Origin of the sequence: Hanamia caeni (assembly GCF_003721595.1) — a bacterium.
Taxonomy (GTDB): domain Bacteria; phylum Bacteroidota; class Bacteroidia; order Chitinophagales; family Chitinophagaceae; genus Ginsengibacter; species Ginsengibacter caeni.
In genome coordinates, this window is sequence record NZ_RJJR01000024.1 from 1 (window position 1) to 19,130 (window position 19,130).

20 protein-coding genes are annotated in these 19,130 nt (G+C 40.7%); 4 read left to right on the top strand and 16 right to left on the bottom strand.

Translation table 11 applies throughout. The features are described from left to right. Positions 1-408 precede the first annotated feature (408 nt). The 3 genes from EFY79_RS19815 to EFY79_RS19830 form a co-directional block, all read right to left on the bottom strand. Positions 409-1,263, bottom strand: a complete 855-nt coding sequence (locus tag EFY79_RS19815; protein WP_233578066.1) for a GNAT family N-acetyltransferase — start codon at positions 1,261-1,263, stop codon at positions 409-411. A gap of 289 nt (positions 1,264-1,552) precedes the next feature. Next, positions 1,553-2,221 carry a DJ-1/PfpI family protein gene (locus tag EFY79_RS19825; RefSeq protein ID WP_123122497.1) on the bottom strand — a complete coding sequence of 223 codons (669 nt, stop codon included), beginning with the start codon at positions 2,219-2,221 and terminating at the stop codon, positions 1,553-1,555. A gap of 24 nt (positions 2,222-2,245) precedes the next feature. Further along, complete coding sequence (locus EFY79_RS19830) at positions 2,246-3,571, bottom strand: multicopper oxidase family protein (RefSeq protein ID WP_123122544.1); 1,326 nt, start codon at positions 3,569-3,571, stop codon at positions 2,246-2,248. Between the two features lie 138 nt (positions 3,572-3,709). Here EFY79_RS19830 and EFY79_RS19835 point away from each other — a divergent pair, with 138 nt between their 5' ends. The 3 genes from EFY79_RS19835 to EFY79_RS19845 all read left to right on the top strand — a co-directional run bounded on the left by EFY79_RS19835 (position 3,710) and on the right by EFY79_RS19845 (position 6,202). After that, on the top strand, positions 3,710-4,282 hold the full coding sequence (locus EFY79_RS19835) for a helix-turn-helix domain-containing protein (RefSeq protein ID WP_123122498.1): 573 nt from the start codon (positions 3,710-3,712) through the stop codon (positions 4,280-4,282). A gap of 81 nt (positions 4,283-4,363) precedes the next feature. Then, entirely contained in the window at positions 4,364-4,936 is a 573-nt protein-coding gene (locus EFY79_RS19840) for a helix-turn-helix domain-containing protein (RefSeq protein WP_123122499.1), read from the top strand. Between the two features lie 99 nt (positions 4,937-5,035). Then, complete coding sequence (locus EFY79_RS19845) at positions 5,036-6,202, top strand: DJ-1/PfpI family protein (RefSeq protein WP_123122500.1); 1,167 nt, start codon at positions 5,036-5,038, stop codon at positions 6,200-6,202. Between the two features lie 365 nt (positions 6,203-6,567). Here EFY79_RS19845 and folE read toward each other — a convergent pair whose 3' ends face one another. The 4 genes from folE to EFY79_RS19865 all read right to left on the bottom strand — a co-directional run bounded on the left by folE (position 6,568) and on the right by EFY79_RS19865 (position 8,901). Further along, positions 6,568-7,257, bottom strand: a complete 690-nt coding sequence (gene folE, locus EFY79_RS19850; RefSeq protein WP_123122501.1) for a GTP cyclohydrolase I FolE — start codon at positions 7,255-7,257, stop codon at positions 6,568-6,570. Beyond that, positions 7,247-7,924 (bottom strand): sigma-70 family RNA polymerase sigma factor, encoded by a 678-nt coding sequence (locus EFY79_RS19855; RefSeq protein WP_123122502.1) that lies wholly within the window; start codon positions 7,922-7,924, stop codon positions 7,247-7,249. The genes folE and EFY79_RS19855 overlap by 11 nt, the downstream gene beginning before the upstream one ends. 57 nt (positions 7,925-7,981) lie before the next feature. Beyond that, a complete protein-coding gene (locus EFY79_RS19860) occupies positions 7,982-8,254 on the bottom strand; it encodes a plastocyanin/azurin family copper-binding protein (protein ID WP_158605264.1) in 273 nt (90 codons plus the stop codon). A 101-nt stretch (positions 8,255-8,355) separates the two neighbouring features. Then, a complete protein-coding gene (locus EFY79_RS19865) occupies positions 8,356-8,901 on the bottom strand; it encodes a DUF4142 domain-containing protein (RefSeq protein WP_123122504.1) in 546 nt (181 codons plus the stop codon). A gap of 228 nt (positions 8,902-9,129) precedes the next feature. Between EFY79_RS19865 and EFY79_RS19870 the strand changes: the two genes are divergently transcribed. Beyond that, positions 9,130-9,513 carry a hypothetical protein gene (locus EFY79_RS19870; protein WP_123122505.1) on the top strand — a complete coding sequence of 128 codons (384 nt, stop codon included), beginning with the start codon at positions 9,130-9,132 and terminating at the stop codon, positions 9,511-9,513. Positions 9,514-9,629: 116 nt separating this feature from the next. On the opposite strand, the gene EFY79_RS19875 is transcribed toward EFY79_RS19870, so the two are convergent. From EFY79_RS19875 to hisIE, 9 genes are all read right to left on the bottom strand, one after another. Beyond that, positions 9,630-9,818 carry a hypothetical protein gene (locus tag EFY79_RS19875; RefSeq protein ID WP_123122506.1) on the bottom strand — a complete coding sequence of 63 codons (189 nt, stop codon included), beginning with the start codon at positions 9,816-9,818 and terminating at the stop codon, positions 9,630-9,632. Positions 9,819-9,869: 51 nt separating this feature from the next. Beyond that, entirely contained in the window at positions 9,870-10,784 is a 915-nt protein-coding gene (locus EFY79_RS19880) for a Rieske 2Fe-2S domain-containing protein (protein WP_148041984.1), read from the bottom strand. A 288-nt stretch (positions 10,785-11,072) separates the two neighbouring features. Next, complete coding sequence (gene msrB / locus EFY79_RS19885; RefSeq protein WP_123122508.1) at positions 11,073-11,618, bottom strand: peptide-methionine (R)-S-oxide reductase MsrB; 546 nt, start codon at positions 11,616-11,618, stop codon at positions 11,073-11,075. Positions 11,619-11,648: 30 nt separating this feature from the next. Further along, entirely contained in the window at positions 11,649-12,317 is a 669-nt protein-coding gene (gene msrA / locus EFY79_RS19890; RefSeq protein WP_123122509.1) for a peptide-methionine (S)-S-oxide reductase MsrA, read from the bottom strand. A 516-nt stretch (positions 12,318-12,833) separates the two neighbouring features. Then, positions 12,834-13,874: an adenylate/guanylate cyclase domain-containing protein gene (locus EFY79_RS19900; RefSeq protein WP_123122511.1), complete on the bottom strand. Its 1,041-nt coding sequence runs from the start codon at positions 13,872-13,874 to the stop codon at positions 12,834-12,836. After that, complete coding sequence (locus EFY79_RS19905) at positions 13,867-14,247, bottom strand: response regulator (protein WP_123122545.1); 381 nt, start codon at positions 14,245-14,247, stop codon at positions 13,867-13,869. Before EFY79_RS19905 ends, EFY79_RS19900 begins: the two co-directional genes overlap by 8 nt. A 180-nt stretch (positions 14,248-14,427) precedes the next feature. Beyond that, the gene (locus EFY79_RS19910; RefSeq protein WP_123122512.1) at positions 14,428-16,350 is read right to left on the bottom strand and encodes a chloride channel protein; all 1,923 of its coding nucleotides are present in this window, start codon (positions 16,348-16,350) and stop codon (positions 14,428-14,430) included. A gap of 180 nt (positions 16,351-16,530) precedes the next feature. Next, a complete protein-coding gene (locus EFY79_RS19915) occupies positions 16,531-18,360 on the bottom strand; it encodes an ABC transporter ATP-binding protein (RefSeq protein ID WP_123122513.1) in 1,830 nt (609 codons plus the stop codon). 67 nt (positions 18,361-18,427) lie between these two features. Next, complete coding sequence (hisIE, locus tag EFY79_RS19920; protein WP_123122514.1) at positions 18,428-19,057, bottom strand: bifunctional phosphoribosyl-AMP cyclohydrolase/phosphoribosyl-ATP diphosphatase HisIE; 630 nt, start codon at positions 19,055-19,057, stop codon at positions 18,428-18,430. Positions 19,058-19,130: the final 73 nt, after the last annotated feature.

A 19,130-nucleotide genomic window follows, 5' to 3' on the forward strand; every position in this document is an offset into this window, starting at 1 on the left:
TACAAATTTCATTTCTTCTGCAAAATTTATCTGGCCTTTTTATCCCCAAACCTTTCCTATTTGTGGATTACTTGGGTTATTAAGGATTAACTAGTTAATAAAACGGCCAGTTCTTCTTCAGGGAATTGGCCTTTTTTATTGGCTGAGGATTAGTGGTGGATGGTGTAAAATTCGCCGCCGGTAATGGCTTGCAGAGTGATTCGATAAGATATAAAATGTAATTATTTGTCCGTTTACTGAGGGCATAACAAAATAACACATTATTTATAACTTATCAGAAAGATGATAGAAAAAGAAACGACTGGGGAGTAATGACTTTGTAGTTGTCAGAATCGATGTTCTTATCCATACAAATGAGACATAGAAAATAATGAGTGACATAACAACTGCATGCTTGCTTTTTCTTCACTAATTTGTAAAGTAAGAAAAGGAAGTTAGGTGATTATCAATGCAATCATTGCCTTCTTTACTACAGCAACACTCATTGGAACGTTTTTTTAAATAAGGACTGCTGCAGTTCCAGCAGGAGGCCGGATCTTTTGCTGAAATAGTGATATTCATTTCCGCTAACTGCTGCCTGAGAGAAATTGATTGGGCTGTAGACTCAATAGTTGTGGTACCGCTTCTTTTATACAATTTACCGGCAAATTCAAATCCTGCTTTCTGAATGCCTTTTAGCGAAGACTTGTTTTCAGGTGCATGAATAATCCAAAACGTATCGGCCCGCTTTTCTTCATGGCGGATGATATATTGAAGGAGCACCGGGTATATGCCCCTGCCGCGAAATTGTTCCAATGTGCGGAAATTCCACAAGTAACGGTTTCTTACAGGAAGTATCATTTCATGATTAAGCTCACCGATGAATGCGGTGCCGGTGGCCATCCAGCCAAATGCAGCAGGAATGTTATTCATAAAGGCTATGAATGCAAGGTGATCATCCGACATGCGCTTACCAACTTCCTCTGGCGTGATGCCGGCCATCGCGGAAAGCATATCCACATTATTTGATTCTTCAATAGTTAATCCTGGAATGGATGCTATTGAGGGCAGTGATGTTTTACCTGAAAAAGTGTAGAGTGACATAATTATAGTTATAGGATTTAGAAAATAAAAACCGGGAAAAGACTTGCTTCTCCCGGTTGATTTTTTAAGCGCAGATTGTACATCCGCAAGTGCAATTAGCCCCGGGGCAATTGTCGCCGCAAGAGCAACCAGCGTTGCCGCAATTGCATTTTTTAGTTGTTGTTTCCATTTTTTAAACAATTTTATGTATGTGAATTAATAATGCAAAGTTATCGGGGCAGAAAAGTGTATCGTTACAATTTGAACAGAGAGATTTATATAATTCCAGGATTGATGCAATCATTTGAGCCGCTGAACAATTGTGTGCTGGTACAACATGCCGGGTACGCGCCGATGAGCAACAGCTTGAAATAAAATTACTTTTTATCTGCTCCCTGATGGATTCTTTTGCTTCCATTTTTTTCAGACTGTATTCAAAATGAAAAATGCCTGCCATAGTGAAAGGCAGGCATATAACAAACTTTCGATATTAACTCAAAACAGCTTCTGCTCCACTCATTTTTATAATTTCCGTTCTTAAAAATGCGCCTGCTTTTTCCTTAACCTCTTTTGATACCAGGTTCAATTTGGCAATGCCTGTTGGCGGTTCGGGATAATATTCTGTCACCAGTTGCACCATCTTTGATTGCTCATCGTCCGTAATCATTTTTGTTAAGAACAATGCCATATCAATTCCGGCGCTTACCCCGGCGGCGGTAATTATCTTGCCGTCCTGCACGTATCGTTCTGAAACAGGCAAAGCTCCAAAGGCCGGTAATTTTTCCATCACCGCCCAATGGGTGGTGGCGCTCTTTCCCTTCAGAAGCCCAGCTGCGGCCAGGATAACAGCACCGGTACAAACACTCGTTGTCCATTTCGTTGTCGTGTCAATACGGCAAATGTGCTCAAGGGTTTCTTTATCTTTCGCAACCTGCATGAAGGCGTAGGTAGAACCAGGTATGAGCAGGATGTCCGCTTTCTGAATTTCGTCAAGCCTGTAACCGGCTACCATTTTCATCGCTTCATATTCACTTTCAATTACTCCCTTTTCCTTTGCAGCAAATTTTACTTTTGCCTGCGGCAAACGACAGAGAATTTCGTAGGCGCCCACGACATCCAGTGCCGTAAATCCTTTGTATAATAAAATAACAATTTGCATGAGATTCGTTTTAAGATTATTAAATTAAGCGTGGCAACTGTGAACGGATTTGGGCAGCCTTTCATCCTGGCGTGCAGGATCCACCACTTCAAAATGAGCCATCATTCCGGCAGCATGATGCTCCAGGATATGGCAATGATACATCCAACGCCCCGGGCGGTTATCAGGCATCCATGCAATTTTGACCCTGCTTTTCGGCTTTAAATTGTAAGTATCTTTCCATGCCTTGTATGCCGGTGCCTCGCCGTTTTCTTCCAGCACCTGGAAGAAAAATCCGTGCAAATGAAAAGGATGATCCATCAGGCTTGTATTCATTACTTCCCACACCTGTAAATCACCTACCATTACGGGCTTGTCATTACAATGCCTTTCTCCGTTTACTACGAAGTCAATCCCCCGCTTCAGGCTGGGCACTACTGACAATTTCACCGTACGGTTAACCGCTGCATTTTGTGGGGCAAGTATGGGTATTTCGTCAAATTTATCCGGTACAAGGGCTTTGGATTTTTGTTCAGCCATTACATGTACGGTAGCATATTTGTGTTTTTTAGGTCTTCCAAAAGTGACCCGGTTGTAGGGAAGCGTTTCAATTTGAAAAATTTCACCTTCATTAAAAGGCCCTACCAGGATATCAAAGCGTTCGCCGGGGGTAATTAATAATTCCGTTTCCTCTCTTGGGCACTCCAGTAAACCACCGTCGGTCGCAATTACTTTAAAAGGTTTACCATTGAGACTTAACCTGAAATACCGCGCACTGGCTGAATTTACAAGGCGCCATCTTTCAACATGCCCGGCATTCATGTGAAGCGTGAAAGACTCTTTACCATTCACCAGGAGCGTTTCGCCCTCTCTCCCATCATGCCTTTCCATCCAGCGGCCTGCTGCTCCACGGTTTTTAAAGCTGTTATTTTTCGTAAGCGTCATATCATCAATCAATAATATCCGGTCATTATCCACCACCGGGTCATTCTTTGCTTCTATTACTATACCGCCATACATACCCCTTTCCATCTGCACGGTCTCATTCTGATGAGAATGATACCAGAAGGTACCTGCATCAGGCAACACAAAGCGATAGGTAAATGTTTCACCGGGCTCAATAGGCTTTTGAACTTCACCTGTACCATCCATAGTGGCCGGGAGGCGGATGCCATGCCAGTGAATGAGGGTTGCTTCCGGAAGATTATTGATAACGTTCACGACGAGTGTATCCCCTTGTTTTGCCTTTAAAACAGGGCCGGGAAGTTGCTGGTTAAAGCCCCAGGCGCGAATAGTTTTGCCGGGTCTTAATTCCCAGTCAAATTCGCTGGCGATTAGTGTGTATTCAATGATGCTGTTGGTTGGTTGCATTTGAAAAAAGTTTGAATTATAAATGATAAATTGAGGATGCAAAATTATTTTGCGTGCAAAAAATCTTATTATATTTTAAATCGAAAAATTTATAAAATTTCCTGTGTGAAATTTTGGAAATAAATACCTTTATTGCTTATGATTCTCTTCGTAAAAAATATGGTTTGCAATCGCTGCATTATGATGGTGCAGCAACGGTTGGATAGGCTTTCAATTCCTTATGAAAAAGTAGAACTGGGAGAAATTGTCCTGTACGACAGGCTGGATGATGAGACATTTTTACGATTAAATGCGGAATTAAATTTATTGGGATTTGACCTTTTGAATGACCGTAAGGCTTCCATCATTTCACAAATAAAATCCTGCATTATTAAATACATACATAGTGATGATGAGCTTTTGATGAACAAGAAGCTGTCAGTGATATTAGCGGAACAGCTTCATACAGACTATAATTATTTGTCAGCATTATTTTCCTCTATCGAAAGCATCACCATTGAAAAGTATGTTATCCTTCAGCGTATTGAACGGGTTAAGGAATTGCTTGCCTACGATGAATTAAACCTGAATGAGATTGCTTTTAAACTATCCTACAGCAGTGTACAGCACCTTTCGCTGCAGTTCAAAAAAATTACCGGGCTGACACCTTCTCAATACAAGCAATCTGCAAAAGAAATCGGCCGTAAGCCTCTTGACGAGGTGGGTACATGAAATTATATAAATCTTCCCCGTTATTCTATAACAATTCTTAGCCTCACTGATTTCATCTTTGCGCTTCAAAAAAATACTAACATGAAGCAGCAGGTAATTTTTCTTAAAGGCATGGTTTGTAACCGGTGCTTATTATCGGTAAGAAACGAACTGGAAAGCCTTGGCTACACGCCGCTTGACATTTCCCTTGGTGAAGTAAACTTTGCCGGAAGTGACGTGCATGACAGCAATGTTTTAAAGAAGAGATTGCAGAACCTTGGCTTCGTTTTGATGGAAGACAAAAAGGTAGCAATGGTGACCAAAGTAAAGCAACTGATAGAAGAAGTATACAGCGGCAATTACGATTTTCCCACCCCATTTCGTTTTTCCGAGCTCGTGAAACAACGGCTGCATACGGACTATACGATGGCGAGCAAGGCCTTTATTGCAGCAGAAAAGATAACAGTGGAACAATATATTATTGAATATCGTATCAGTAAGGTCAAAGAATTTTTAGTGTATTCCAATTTTCCTTTGTCGGATATTGCTTTCAAATTTAATTTCAATAGTGTCGCCCATCTATCCGCACAATTCAGGCAACAAACCGGGTTAACCACCTCCTATTTTAAAGAAATCAATAAGAAAAAACTGGCGCTTTCTTTTTCCGAAAATTGAATTAGCACAAACCAGGCGTTTTTCGCTCTCAGGTTTCCTGTTCGCTCAACAATGGTAAGTCCTTCAAACGCCCGGTGCAAGCCGGTTAAAAAATAAAACATGAAAAGATTGATTATTGCCCTCAGCATCACCATGCTGTTACTTTTTATTTTTGCGCGGCTTTACAGGCCACTCCATGAAGTGTATTCTGTGCCTGCTTATAATGGTGCTAACAACTTTCCGCCCACGCAGCCTCTTTATGATAGTGCGAAAAAAACGGTGGCGGTAATTGCCAATAATGACGGAACTGAATTATTTGACATGCTGGCACCTTTTTATCTTTTTAATGCTACAGGAAAAGCCAACGTTTACATTGTCGCAAAAAAACATTCTCCCATCCGGATGAAAAAGGGTGTGTTTATTCTGCCGCAGTTTACATTTTCCGGGATGGATTCAGCAGGCATTAAGCCGGATGTGATAGTCATTCCTTTTTTGTCGGCTACTGATAGCTCGGAACAGGATCCTGTAATAATTGAGTGGGTGAAAAAGCATTTTAATGCATCAACCGTTTTATTATCTGTATGTGATGGATCTGCTACGGCTGCAGCTACGGGCATTTTCGATGGCAAGCTACTTACAGCCCATTCGTCTGATTTTGAATCCATCAAACGAAACTTCAAAAAACCTGTATGGGTAAAAGATAAGGCGGTGGTAAAAACGGGCAATCTTTACAGCACCGCCGGTGTTTCTAATGCAAGCGAAGGATCTTTATTGGTGATTGGTGATTTTTTTGGAAAAGAAACAATGGAGCGCGTTATTAACGAAATACATTACCCTTATCCCAGTCCGCGAATGTCACATGAAAGTATTACCTTAAGTCTTAGCGATAAAGGCCGAATGATAAGTAAAGTTTTATTCCAATCAAATAAAAATGTGGCAGTAGTAATTGGTGATGGAATGAGTGAATTTGATTTAGCCGCTGTAATGGATGTGTACAACAGAACGTTACCCTATAGCATAAAAAGCGTGTCAGTAGATGGCAGGCCAATCAAAACCAAATTTGGTTTGACCGTAATTCCAACCGGTAAATTAAGTGATCAGCAGTTTGATGAAATACATGTTATTGATTCGCGCGGCTGGCATCCGGACCCGAACAAATCTACCAGAGTCTTGAGCTACAGCGATCAGGATAATCATTACATAATAGATATCTGCCTCGAAAGAATCAGGAGCCTGTACGGAAGCCGGTTTGAGCAGGCGGTAAAACGCTCTCTTGATTTTAATTAACGCTTAGCCCAATCCTGTTCAGCAGCCCTGCCGGTGATTTGGCAACACGATCAACTTCGGCGGAATACCCCGCAGAGAGAACCGATAAAATAAAAAATGTAACTATTTGTCCGTTTGCTGGAAGAATCAGAATTCATTACTCATTCTCAACTCTCAACTTTTAATTAAAGACAAAAACTCTCTCTTAATTTCTTCATTTAAAAACTTGCCTGAGTTGGGTATGGGCAGGTAGCTACCTGTCCATGCAAGATTATGATGTAAGGATTTACAGGATTGCACTTTATAAAAAAACCTATAAGGTTTTGAAAACCTTATAGGTTTGGGTCGTTCAAACTTATAACTTACAACTTATAACTTACAACTGTTTACTTAATTAAAGACAAAAACTCACGCTTCATTTCTTCATTTAAAAACTTGCCTGAGTAAAACGTGGTGACGGTGCTGCTGCCGGTATCTTTGATTCCGCGGGATGCTACACAAAGATGATCGGCTTCTATTACTACGCCCACGTCTTCTGTTCCAATTGCTTTCTTCAAAGCTTCGCCTATCTGGTTAGTGAGCCTTTCCTGCACCTGCGGCCTTTTTGCATAATATTGTACCAGCCTGTTTATCTTAGACAGTCCAATTACTTTTCCTTTCGAAATATAGGCTACGTGCGCTTTCCCGATGATGGGCACGAAATGGTGCTCACAATAAGAATACAATGTGATTCCTTTTTCCACCAGCATTTTATTATACTGGTATTTATTTTCAAAAAGGGTGACGGACGGCTCGTTGGCAGGATTTAGCCCACTGAAACTTTCTTTCACAAACATCTTAGCCACGCGATGGGGTGTATCTTTCAGACTGTCATCATTTAAATCCAGCCCCAAAGTTTTCATGATGGCTCCAAAGTGGCTGGCAATGATTTCAATTTTCTCTTCATCATTTAATTTTTCATTGTTGTCAACTGAAGACTTTCCAGGGTACTTTATAAAATCTTTATCTATGTCTTCAAGGTATATTGAATCTATTTCGCTTTCAACTTCGTTGTCAATTTCAATTTCAGTTTTCATTTTCCGATTTTATTAATTCATAAATTTTTACCATTACCCTGTTTACCATCGTATCGCAATAAATCAGGTTAAACTCAAATATTTCACCCGGCGAATACATCTTTTTTATTTCCTTTTGCAGCATCCCTTTGGCACGGTTTAGCCGAACCTTTACATTGCCTTCGGAAATATCCAGGGCCTCAGCCGTTTCTGCTACATTTAAACCGTTTAGCTCCCGAAGTGTAAATACAATCCGGTAATCTTCGGGTATCTTATGTACGGCATTTTCAATTACCCTTCCGAGTTCTTTATTCATAGCAATTTTTTCATTGTTGTATGATTGTTCAAACAAGACATCGGCCTTTTCATTTTGAAAATTGTCGTCCCGGATTTCATTTTTGAAACTTGATTTATGGCTTTTTTGATAGCATGCATTCAGCATGATGCGCGTAAGCCATGTTTTAAATGAAGAGCGGTTTTCAAACTTTTTCAGGTTGCAATAGGCATTGATATAGGCGTCCTGCATCAGGTCCTGTGTGTCTTCATGATTATACCGGTACGATCTTCCTATTTTATACAGAAAGGGGTCATACCTTCTGATTAAAATTTCGAACAACTTAATTTCGCCTTCATTAATTCTGCTGATTATTTCAACGTCAGCATATTTTTCAAACTGTGTATCCAACATCACTGATTTTTAAATTCATCTAATACTTTTCCTAAATTTTCGCGCCCAAAATTATTGTTATTTGAGCATTAATTTAGCTTTCATAGTGGCAGGATGGATAGTGCAAAAATACGAAGCACTGTCATTAACTATCCATTTCCATGCCTGGCCGGGGGCAAGCGTATCAGAATAGAATTTATTATCCTGGTACGACTTAATCGTGTGCGGCACCATTCCCTTGTTGATCCAAACCACCGTATCGCCTTTGCTTACATTTAACATGTCGGGATTAAATTTCATCATGCTGATAGTAACTGTATCTGTTTTACTAATATTTTCTTCTGTTTCCATTTGTTTTGCGTCAGATTTCTTATTTGGTGAAGAGCAGCTAAATAAAAAAAGTATTGGGAATAATAAACAAACCCTTATTCCCAATACAGCTACTGAATTTTTCATTTTCCTAAACTTTTCTGAAGCATTTTCGCATGTTCCAAATGCGCTTTAAATAAGGGTACTGCACTTACTAATAAATCGTGCAATTCTTTATTGGTAGCATCAGGAATCAAAACAGTTTCAACAGCATTAATTACGGCTGTGTGATAGGCCACTTCGTTATCCACATACGCTTTATCAAAAGCCTTTCCTGATTTGGAATTAAGGGCTTTACGTTCTTTCACTGCCTGTGCATTTAGTGATTGGCTGGTGGCATTGTCCTTAGGAGTAACTCCCAGTTTTGTAACCAATGCTACTGCCTGCTTAATCACTGCGCCATGGTCTTTTTCCATTGTTTTTGCAAAATCAATTACCTGCTGATTCTTTGATTTTTTAATGGCAATTTTTGCATAATCAATGTCAATCTGATTTGCTGTGACTGCCACTGATGCAATTTCGGGGTCGGTTAATTTTTGGCTTTTTTGCGCATTGGCAGGCAAAGCCAGGAAACCAGTGCTCACCAGCAGGCATATAGCTGACTTAGTAAGTGTGTTAATGAGTTTCATGATACTTATTTTGTTTATTTAACCAATAGAGTGAAGTTGGCTTAAAAGGTTACAAGATTGTTATCATATTTTTTTAAAATCAATTTTGCGGCTTGGCCTGGCATAAATGAAGTTTAAATGGTGGGGGAAATGAACGAAACGTCACATGATTATTTATCTGTTTTTTAATGAAAATTTGGAGGCGAATTCGGTGTTGCATATTAAATTGCACAATCAGGAAAACAACTAATGGAAATTTCAATTACAACCCAAAATAAGAACGGCTATCTTTCAATAGAAACGCAAGCTAATATTGAAACAAAAGAGGAACTAATTGAACAATCAAAATTGCTTTACCATGAATTTGTGAAGCATCCTTTTAAAAAAATATTGGTTGACGAAAGGCAAACACATTTGCCTGAGGATATTTATGCATTTTTTGATTTGGTAAAAGGATATGCCGAAGATTTTCCGGCTACAATCAGGGAATATAAGATTGCTGTAGTGGTGGCGCCGCAATATAAAGAGATGGCCGATACATGGGAAACGCTTTGCATTAGCCGTAAGCTGAATAACTGTGCGTTCACTTCTTTAGAAAAGGCAGAAAAATGGCTGCTGGGCAACAGTAAATGAAATTTTACTCCTTGTTTTTATTTTCATAAAAAAGGTGACATCTAAATAAGATATCACCTGTGGTTGGTGTTTTTATAATCTGATAAAACCAACAAAAGTCTGACTGCGACTGGTTTTCAAGTCTTGTCACTCAGGTGAGTGTTACCTGTGGGGTCGTTCCAGTCGTCATATTTTTCCCCGGTTTTCTGAATCTTTTTTTCTTTATCTTTTGTGGATCCGTTTTTTACCTTTGATGTATCAGTTGACTTTTTATGTTGCCGTAATTTTTCAGCGGCTTTACGATCATTTTTATTTTTTTCTTCCATAACGTTTAAATTAATTGATTAGAAAAAATTTTCTATATGCCATTTGACAAATTATCCTGCCGGTGGCACATAGCTGCTTGAGATATTCTCTTTCAGCTTGACTTCTATTTTTCCATTGCGCGTACGAACCTCAAATTCAGGTTGCGGTTCAGTGGCTGGGCCGTCCACCACGCTGCCATCTCTCAAAGAAAAAACTGAGCCATGCCATGGGCATCGCACCTGGCAATCGGGTAATAATTCTCCCTCGGAAAGCGGCCCGCCCATGTGGCTGCATGTGTCAGCGATGGCAAATAGCTGGTTGTTTTTCCGGGCCAGCAAAATTTTTGTTTCACCTGCACGAACACATTTCATGGAATTGTCAGGTAATTCATCTTCTGAACACACTTCTGTAAACTCATTGGGAAATCCATCAGGGCTGGCTGCGTGGTTCACGCCCATTTGTTGGTTATACACAAGATTACCACCTATGTAAGCAGAAAAGCTGGCAAGACCATAGCCAAGCATTGAGAGCGTTATAGCAGTTTTGCGTGAGCTTTCATTCTTTCTTAATAGTGCAGAAGATAAAAAAAGCGCAGTAGCACCAATATTGATGATAGCATGCGCAAGGCCCGCCCTCCTTTCAGCCTGGGAAGTACCTGTCCAGTCTGTGATGCCTGTTAAGGCTGCGCCCGCTGCGCCGGCAAGGCCAATATTTACCGCAGCATCTGCACCGGCTTTGTATTTTTCGCTGCCACATAATTCCATGGAATCCAATACAGCCGCGGTGGTCCATGCACCTATCGGAACATCAGTAACCATTGGGTGAAGTGCATGACCAAGCCATTTGCCGTGTAGAAAATTTTTAATTTTGTTACCGGTTTCGCCGCCTGCTTTAAATGCATTTATAACCACCGGCTGGATTGCCTCGCCGGCATCTTCTAACCATTGCTGCTCGTCAATTACCTTCATTATCGATTTTGTAGCCATAGGAAAATTGTTTTCAAGATTCAATAAAAAGAAATATCTCTCGCCGGAGAGAGCTCATTTCTATTTTTCTTTCCAACAAATATGCCAATAGCATTCTTATCCCATAAATCCTATCATAGAATTGATGCAATACCCGGAGCAGCGAAACTTATCGGAATAAATAGCAGCGATTGGTTGCAAAAAATTGAAAGTGACCGCCTGCCGACGAAGTACCAGTTCATCAGAATATAAAAAACGAATATTTCTTTATTTACCCGTTTAAAATGTTGATGAGAAATGTATTCAAACCTATTTATGAGCGAGCCCTCCCCCGTCGGGATGGAAATCAAGGGAAATAGAATTCATACAATAGCGTTTGTAAGTCGGCGCGGGGCCATCGTCAAAAATATGGCCAAGATGTGAGCCACATCGCTCACACAATACTTCTGTGCGGTGCATTCCGAAGGAATTATCATCGCGGTAAATTACGCTGTTAGGCCGGGAAGTTTCAAAAAAGCTCGGCCAGCCGCACGAACTGGCAAATTTGGCATCCGACCTGAAAAGCTTATTGCCACACACGGCGCAATAATAAGTTCCTTTTGGATTTTTATCCCAGTATTCACCGGTGAAAGCCTGCTGGGTTGCAGCTTCCCTGGCTACTGCATACAGTTCGGGTGAAAGTATTTTTTTCCATTCAGCATTGGATACATTTAATTTATTGGTATCCGTATTGGAATAATAGGGGTTTTTTGTTTGTGTCATTTTCACTTTGTTTGAGTTGCCGTTCTTTTGCTGACATCCGCCATATCCGAACGAAAAAAGAAAGACAGCGGTTAATATAATTGTTGCTTTCATAATGGTAATTTTTTTAGAATAGTTTTTCTATTAAGGATTTTTTAATTTATCCTTGAACACCCTTCTGAACTTTTCAAGCTCCGGCTGAATCACATATTTGCAATAAGCCTGCTCAGGGTTTTTGTTATAATAATTTTGATGGTAATCTTTAGCTTCATAAAAAACGGTAAAGGGCGCTACCTGCGTCACAATCTTATTTTTGTAGGCATTTACGTCGTTCAGTTTTTTAATATAATATTCAGCTTTCTTTTCCTGGCTGGCATTATGATAAAAGATAGCTGAGCGATATTGTGTGCCCACATCATTTCCCTGCCTGTTGAGTTGTGTAGGATCGTGGGCAGTGAAAAATGCCTCCAACAATTCATCGTAAGTAATTATTGAAGGATCATAAATGATGTTGCAGGCCTCCGCATGGCCCGTAGTGCCCGTGCACACTTCTTCATAAGTAGGATTTTTAACATGACCGCCGGCAAATCCCGCAATAACAGTATCAACACCCTTCAATTGGCTGAATTGTGCATCAACACACCAAAAACATCCGGCAGCAAACGTAGCGGTGTCGGTCTTGGCCTTAAAACGAGACGCAGGATTTTCTGATGCGGCCTTCGCCTGCGAAACAGGACTGTTGCAAGCTGAAGTTAATGCGAGAGATAAAAGCGCAGCCACCGGCAGCAGCGCGTAAAAAAGAATTTTTTTCATTGTATATAAAGTTGTTGTAATTCCTATTTACGTAAAATTATTACAGATTGGATTAAAGGGTGTGTTAAAGAATTATCAGAGAGTGAGAGATGTGAGAGATATGAGAGGGTGAGAGGTTAGGCCGGGAGAGAAGATTTTATTTTGGAACAGACTTTCAGAATTTCAAAAATCTCTGCGGAAGGGCATTTCAATTCATTTTTGTGGCCATATTGGGTTTTTTCAAAAATAACTACATTCATCTGCTTACTCCACAACAATACACATTTTGAATATTTTTCATTTTTAGATCTTCCACGGCAAAAACGCCCGGAAATTGGCGCCGACAGATGTGCCTGATTTTCCAAACTGCAGGTTATAATATTTGTGGCGGTATTAAACGGAACTGACTCAGAAGTGCCCCTACTGCAAATTGTTGTGTGCGCCTGCGAAACTGCTCATTAAATTCTGTATCAGTCATGTTTTGGAAATTTTTTGTATGCTCACTCTCTCACCCTCTAATCTCTCTCTCGCTCTCATTTAGCTCAACACTTCATACGTCATAACCGGCAGGATTTTATTTTTTAAGTTCAGCTCTCCTACTTTTCTGCATTGAAAAGATTCCTTTACTTTTTCGTAAGATATTTCAGTGATCAATATTTGCCCTTCTGCAGCTTTTGACTGTAGCCGCTGTGCAATGTTTACTGCATCGCCAATTACTGTATAATCCAGCCTTTTGAGCTCCGCTGAACCAATATTTCCACTTACCACCTGCCCACTGTTGATGCCGATAGATACTTTTGGCAAAAATCCCGCTTCACCTGATTCGTTAGGTAATTTTTCAATTTCTTCTCTTACCGAAAGGCAGGCATCGATAGCGCGGTCGAGGTGAAAATCGCCTTTAAAGACTGCCATCACGGCATCGCCGATAAATTTATCTACATATCCATTTTGCGCGATAATTTCTTTCACTATCACATCAAAATAACTGTTTAGTAATTTCACCACCCTATCAGGTTCTGCGTTTTCACTGATAGACGTGAAGCGGCAAATGTCAATAAAGGCAACAGATACTTCTATGGTTTCATTTTCGAGCAGCGTGTTTTCAAATTCACGGGCGCCCATAAAATTAAGTACGGTTTGGTCTACATACATTTTCAGGATGTTGTTTTCCTTAATGGCTTTTACGGTGTCACGCATCAGGTTTACCTGCCTGATTGTCTTTTCCATTGTGAGTTCCAAATCTTCAAAATCAACTGGCTTGGTAATAAAATCGAAAGCGCCCCGGTTCATCGCGGTGCGGATATTCTGCATATCTCCATAAGCGGAAACAATTACTGATTTGATAAGGCTGTTTTGTTCATTCAGCTTTGTAAGCAAGGTGAGGCCATCCATCACGGGCATATTGATATCGCTGAGCACGATATCCACGTCAGGGCTTTCTTTAATTTTTTCGAGTGCCGTTTTTCCATTTTCAGCAAATACAAATACGTATTTTTTCTCCCTGATCTTTTGCCTGAACTTTTGCTTGATCAAAATTTCAAGGTCGGCTTCATCATCAACTACCAAAATTTTAGACATCTGGTAATATTTTAAGCTTTTGTTTTAAGAGATTGAAATCGACAGGTTTGGTTAGGAATTCGTCGGCGCCTAATTCTTTCGCCATATTATAATTTTCCTTATCGCCATAAGCAGTAATCATTATTACAACCGGCGGCGGCTGGTAGTGGTTTTTCTTGATGCGTGATAATAATTCGAGCCCGCTCATTCCCGGCATATTGATATCTGATAAAATCAAAACTGCTTCCTGGCCATGTTTGTCAAGATATTTCAGGGCGTCTTCCCCGGAAAAGGCAAATTCAAACTGAACCTTGCCACTTTTGATTTCCCTTCTGAACCGCTGTTCAAAAAGGGGCTGAATGTCTCTTTCATCATCTACTACCAGAATTTTCATTTGCAGCTTTTTATTGCAAATTAAATTATTAACCCAAAAAAACATGAAACAGTCTTTATGTCTTTTAAAATACTTGCAGCATGTTTGGGAACGCTTAAAATTCCGTGTATTTTTCAAACCGGCATGCTGTCATGAAAAAGCAGTCACGTGATAAAAAAACCTAAAAAAAATCTAAGAAATTTATTCGTTTACTGGTGGATTGTCACGCTGCGGATCACCTGGGGCATTTGGCGGATGGCTATGTTCAGTGTGCAATCCATACCAGTTGACAGGCCACATTCTCAGAATTCTTTCGCGCTTTCGCTCTTCCTGCAGCAAGCGGTCTCTTGCTGTCAGCAATTCATACTGCGTAATTAAGCCACGAAGCTTCCCTTTTTTATACCTGTCAACTACAGGAAGAACGCCCACATGATTTTCGGCCATTCTATCTGCAATGGAGCGCAACGATTCTTCAGGAAAAGTAGTAATCACTTCTTTAATCATGTAATCATCCACTTTCCCTGAAAGATCTCCTGACAAAGCTTTCTGCAATACGTCCTGCCACGAAATCACTCCCAGCAAAATACCCTCTGCATTCACAATGGGAAGCAAGCGTTGCTTTCTTAAATGGTTTTGCGTCTTAATCATTTCTCCTGCGTTTTGTAAAGGCGTACCTGAGGGAATGGTCAATACCTCCGTAGACATCACATCCTCTGCAAATAACACTTTTAATGGTTCAACTGCATATTCGCGCAGCACATGAAACCCGCGCCGCGCCACCTTTTCAGTCAAAATGGAACGCTTCAGCGTAAGTACGCTAATGAGATGAGCCAGCGTGACCGTTATCAAAAGAGGAAGAAATAAATTAGTGCTGTGTGTAAGTTCAATGGGAAAAACAATGGAAGTGAAAGGAGAACGCATTACGCCTGCCAAAGCGCCGGCCATACCAAGCAAAGCCCACTCTGATGGAATCTTTCCGGGAAAAATTACTCCTAGCAGGCCTCCAAGCGCGGCGCCCATGATTAAGATTGGCGCGAGAATACCTCCGCTTGTTCCCGAGCCTAAAGCAACGGCCCAGATAATTAATTTGACAACGAAAATGCTTATCAGGGTTGTAACAGCAAGGTTGCCCCCGAGTTCATCCGCAATTGTATCATAACCTACGCCCAGCGCATGAGGTTCTATTATGCCGCCTATCCCAACAATAAAACCGCCGATCAGCGGCCACCACATCCAGTGTATAGGCAATGTTCGAAAAGCATCTTCGGCACCGTAAACCGCTTTTGTGAGCAACCACGCCATCAGGCCACAGGCCACACCCAATACCAGCGCGTCCAAAAGGCCGCTGGTAGGCAAGTCCATCATATTTCCCACCGGAAACAAAGGCTCAGCACGCATCCATCCCTGCTGAACGAATAAATGACGGACAGCGTCTGCCACAATGCTTGCAATCGCAACAGGAATAAACGATCTCGGTTTCCATTCAAACAAAAGTAATTCTACTCCCAAAATAACTGCGGCGATAGGAGTTCCGAATACAGCGCTCATTCCCGCAACAGCACCTGCCACCAAAAGGCTTCGCCGTTCAATTGCCGTGAGACTTAAAAACTGCGCCAGCACTGAGCCCACGGCTCCGCCGGTTAATATTATAGGGCCTTCAGCACCAAACGGGCCACCGGTGCCAATGCTGATAGCGCTTGCTATTGGCTTAAGGATGGTCAATTTTGGTTCTACCTTGCTTCCACCCACCAGTATAGTTTCCATGGCCTCCGGTATTCCATGGCCGCGAATTCTTTCTGAACCGTAACGCGCCATAAATCCGACAATCAAACCGCCAGCCATTGGTATCAAAACTGCCCACCAGCCTATGGTATTATTTCTCGGCGAAACAAGCGTGAAATCAAATGTTTGATAATATAAAATATTGGTGATAAGAGCGATGAGATCGAGAAGGATGAGTGCGATAAAAGCACCAAAAATTCCGATTATAACAGACAGTGGAATTAATTTTATAACCGATGGAGTTGTAGTAAAATCACTTAGTTTACGGGCAACGCTTGAGGAAGGTGTATGGTGGTTAAATTGCTTTTCTGCTCTTTTTTCAGAATCTCCCTTTTTATTCATACGGGATTGCTTAGATCAATTGGAAAAATAAACGGTAAAATCTTACACAATTTAATCTTTTCTGGTGAAAGAATTTTGCCGGGAAATATATTTTGCTGAAAATTAGAATATTTTTTCTAATTTTTTTTTGTGGAGAATTTGGTTGAATCCTGATTGAACAGATGCCGAAAATTGTTCTTGTTATTTATACCCTTTGGCCTGCAGCATAAATAATTCTGCATAATGGCCATTCTTTTTTATTAATTCTTCATGGCTTCCCATCTCTATAATTTGCCCTTTATCTAAAACAATTATCCGGTCAGCCATGCGAACCGTGGAAAACCTGTGGGATATGAGTACCGCGGTTTTACCTTTCGTTAATTCTGCAAAACGCTGGAACACCGAATATTCTGCACGAGCATCCAAAGCGCTTGTGGGCTCATCTAAAATCAATAATTGAGCGTCTTTCATATAAGCTCTTGCTATTGCAATTTTTTGCCATTCGCCACCGCTAAGCTCCACTCCATTGTTGAAGCGGCGGCCAAGCGCCTGGTCATATTTGTCAGGCAATCTTTCTGCAAGAAGATGAGCCAGGCTTTTTTCTGCAGATTGTTCTATCAACGGGCGGTTAAACTGTTCATCAATATTTCCTGCGGCGACATTTTGTGCAAAGCTCATCTGGTAACGCAAAAAATCCTGGAAAATAATTCCGATATTTTTTCTTAGGTCAATGATATTGTATTCTTTCAGATCGATACCATCCAGTAAAATGCGGCCTTCAACAGGGTCGTACAAACGGGAAAGTAATTTCACCAGGGTTGTTTTTCCCGCGCCGTTTTCGCCAACGAGCGCTACTTTTTCACCGGCCTGCAGCGTAAAATTTAAATGCCTGTTGGCCCAGCTTTCAGTGTTGCTATATTTAAAGCCAACGTTTTCAAAAGTAAAGCCTTTCTTAATCGGATTAGGGAATGGCAACGGGTTTGGTGCCACAGAAATTTTTGGTTGTATTTCAAAAAAATCAAAGAAATCGCGCAGGTAAATTGCGCTTTGCGATACAGTGGTAAAGCGGGATAAAATATTTTCAAGTAAACTACGCAGTTGTCTGAACGAACCGGCGAGAAAGGTAAGCGAACCGATAGTAATCGCGCCAGCTACAGTTTTTACAATCATCACAATGTATGCAGCATAATAGCCCATGCTTCCAATCAATGCGAAAACTGTTCCCCACGATGCGCGCCTGACAGAAAGATTTTTATTATCAAGGTAAAACTTGTCGCTTAAAAATTTAAACCGGTCAATCAGAAAATCAGAAAGATTAAAAAGCTTTACCTCTTTGGCTGTGGCATCGCTGGCGCCGAGAAATCGCATATAGTCGAGCTCGCGCCGCTCCGGCGTTTGGCCGCGTGTCAGCGCATAGTTCCGATCATTAAAATAGGATTCTCCCAGAAATGCAGGAATAATAGCGATTAGTAATAAAAGGATTAACCACGCATTGAAAGCCATCAAGCCTACAAGCAGAAAAGCCATGGTAATAATATCCTGCACCTGCGTCATCAATTGCGATAAGAGCACCGTGCGGCCGGTGGTTTGTTGCCGTGCCCGTTCCAGTTTGTCATAAAATTCTGAATCTTCAAACTGTTCAAGATCAAGCGTGGCTGCATGTTCCATAATTTTCACCGAGGTGTGAAGAGCAAACCTGTCGCCCAGAAGGCCGTCCACAAGAGAAGTAGCCCGAACCAATGCATCGGAAATTATGGCTAATAAAAATTCAACTGCTACTAATTTCCACAAATAACTATGGTCCGCAGAATGATTCTGCGTTAAGAAAATAACCTCATCTATTATAAGCTTACCAATGTAAAGAATACTAACGGGTATGGTTGAACGAATTAAGCGAAGCAAAATGTTTAGTATGAAATAATAACGATTGGTATCCCATACCAGCCTGAAAAATCGCGGAAGATTACTTAGCGCTGCAAACTTTTCTTTTAGCGTTGGCTTTGGAAGCGTATTTACGGGCGGCTTCGGCATATTTCATTTTCATTAAACGTTTGTATAGCCATCAGCATTTATTTTTTTCACCGTAAATTTCAATTTATCACTTCACGTCTTTATGCCTTTTTTCTAAAACCTCTATTACATTATCCAGCGTTTTATTTTTTGCCTGCAATAAAACGAGGTAGTGAAACATGAGATCAGCGGCTTCATTCAGGAACAATTTAGAATTATTATCTTTTGACTCAATCACCAACTCAACGGCCTCCTCGCCTACTTTTTGAGCCATCCTGTTAATTCCTTCTTTGAATAATGTGGAAGTGTATGAACCGGAAACAGGATGCTTCTTTCTTCCTTCAATAATTTTTTCAAGCGCCCGCAAAAAATCCTGGCCGGAATTTTCCTCATTGAAACAAGTTTCAGCGCCGGTGTGGCATACTACGCCATCAGGTTTTGCTTTTATAAGTAGCGTATCAAAATCGCAATCTGTTTTAATCTCTATTACATGCAAATAATTCTTGCTGGTTTCTCCCTTCACCCAAAGCCTGCCTTTGCTTCTGCTAAAAAATGTGACCAATTCCGAATCAATCGTTTCGAGCAAAGCCTCTTTATTCATATAACCAAGCATGAGCACTACATTAGTGGAGGCATCCTGGATGATGGCAGGAACCGTTCCACTGGAAGATTTGTTAAAGTCTATTCTATTGACGAGATCTGTATAATTTTTTTTCATGAGATGATGAATATATTTTTAAATAACAGTAAAAGCAGAAATAAGCAAGAAATTTATTTTAGAATGATTTGCT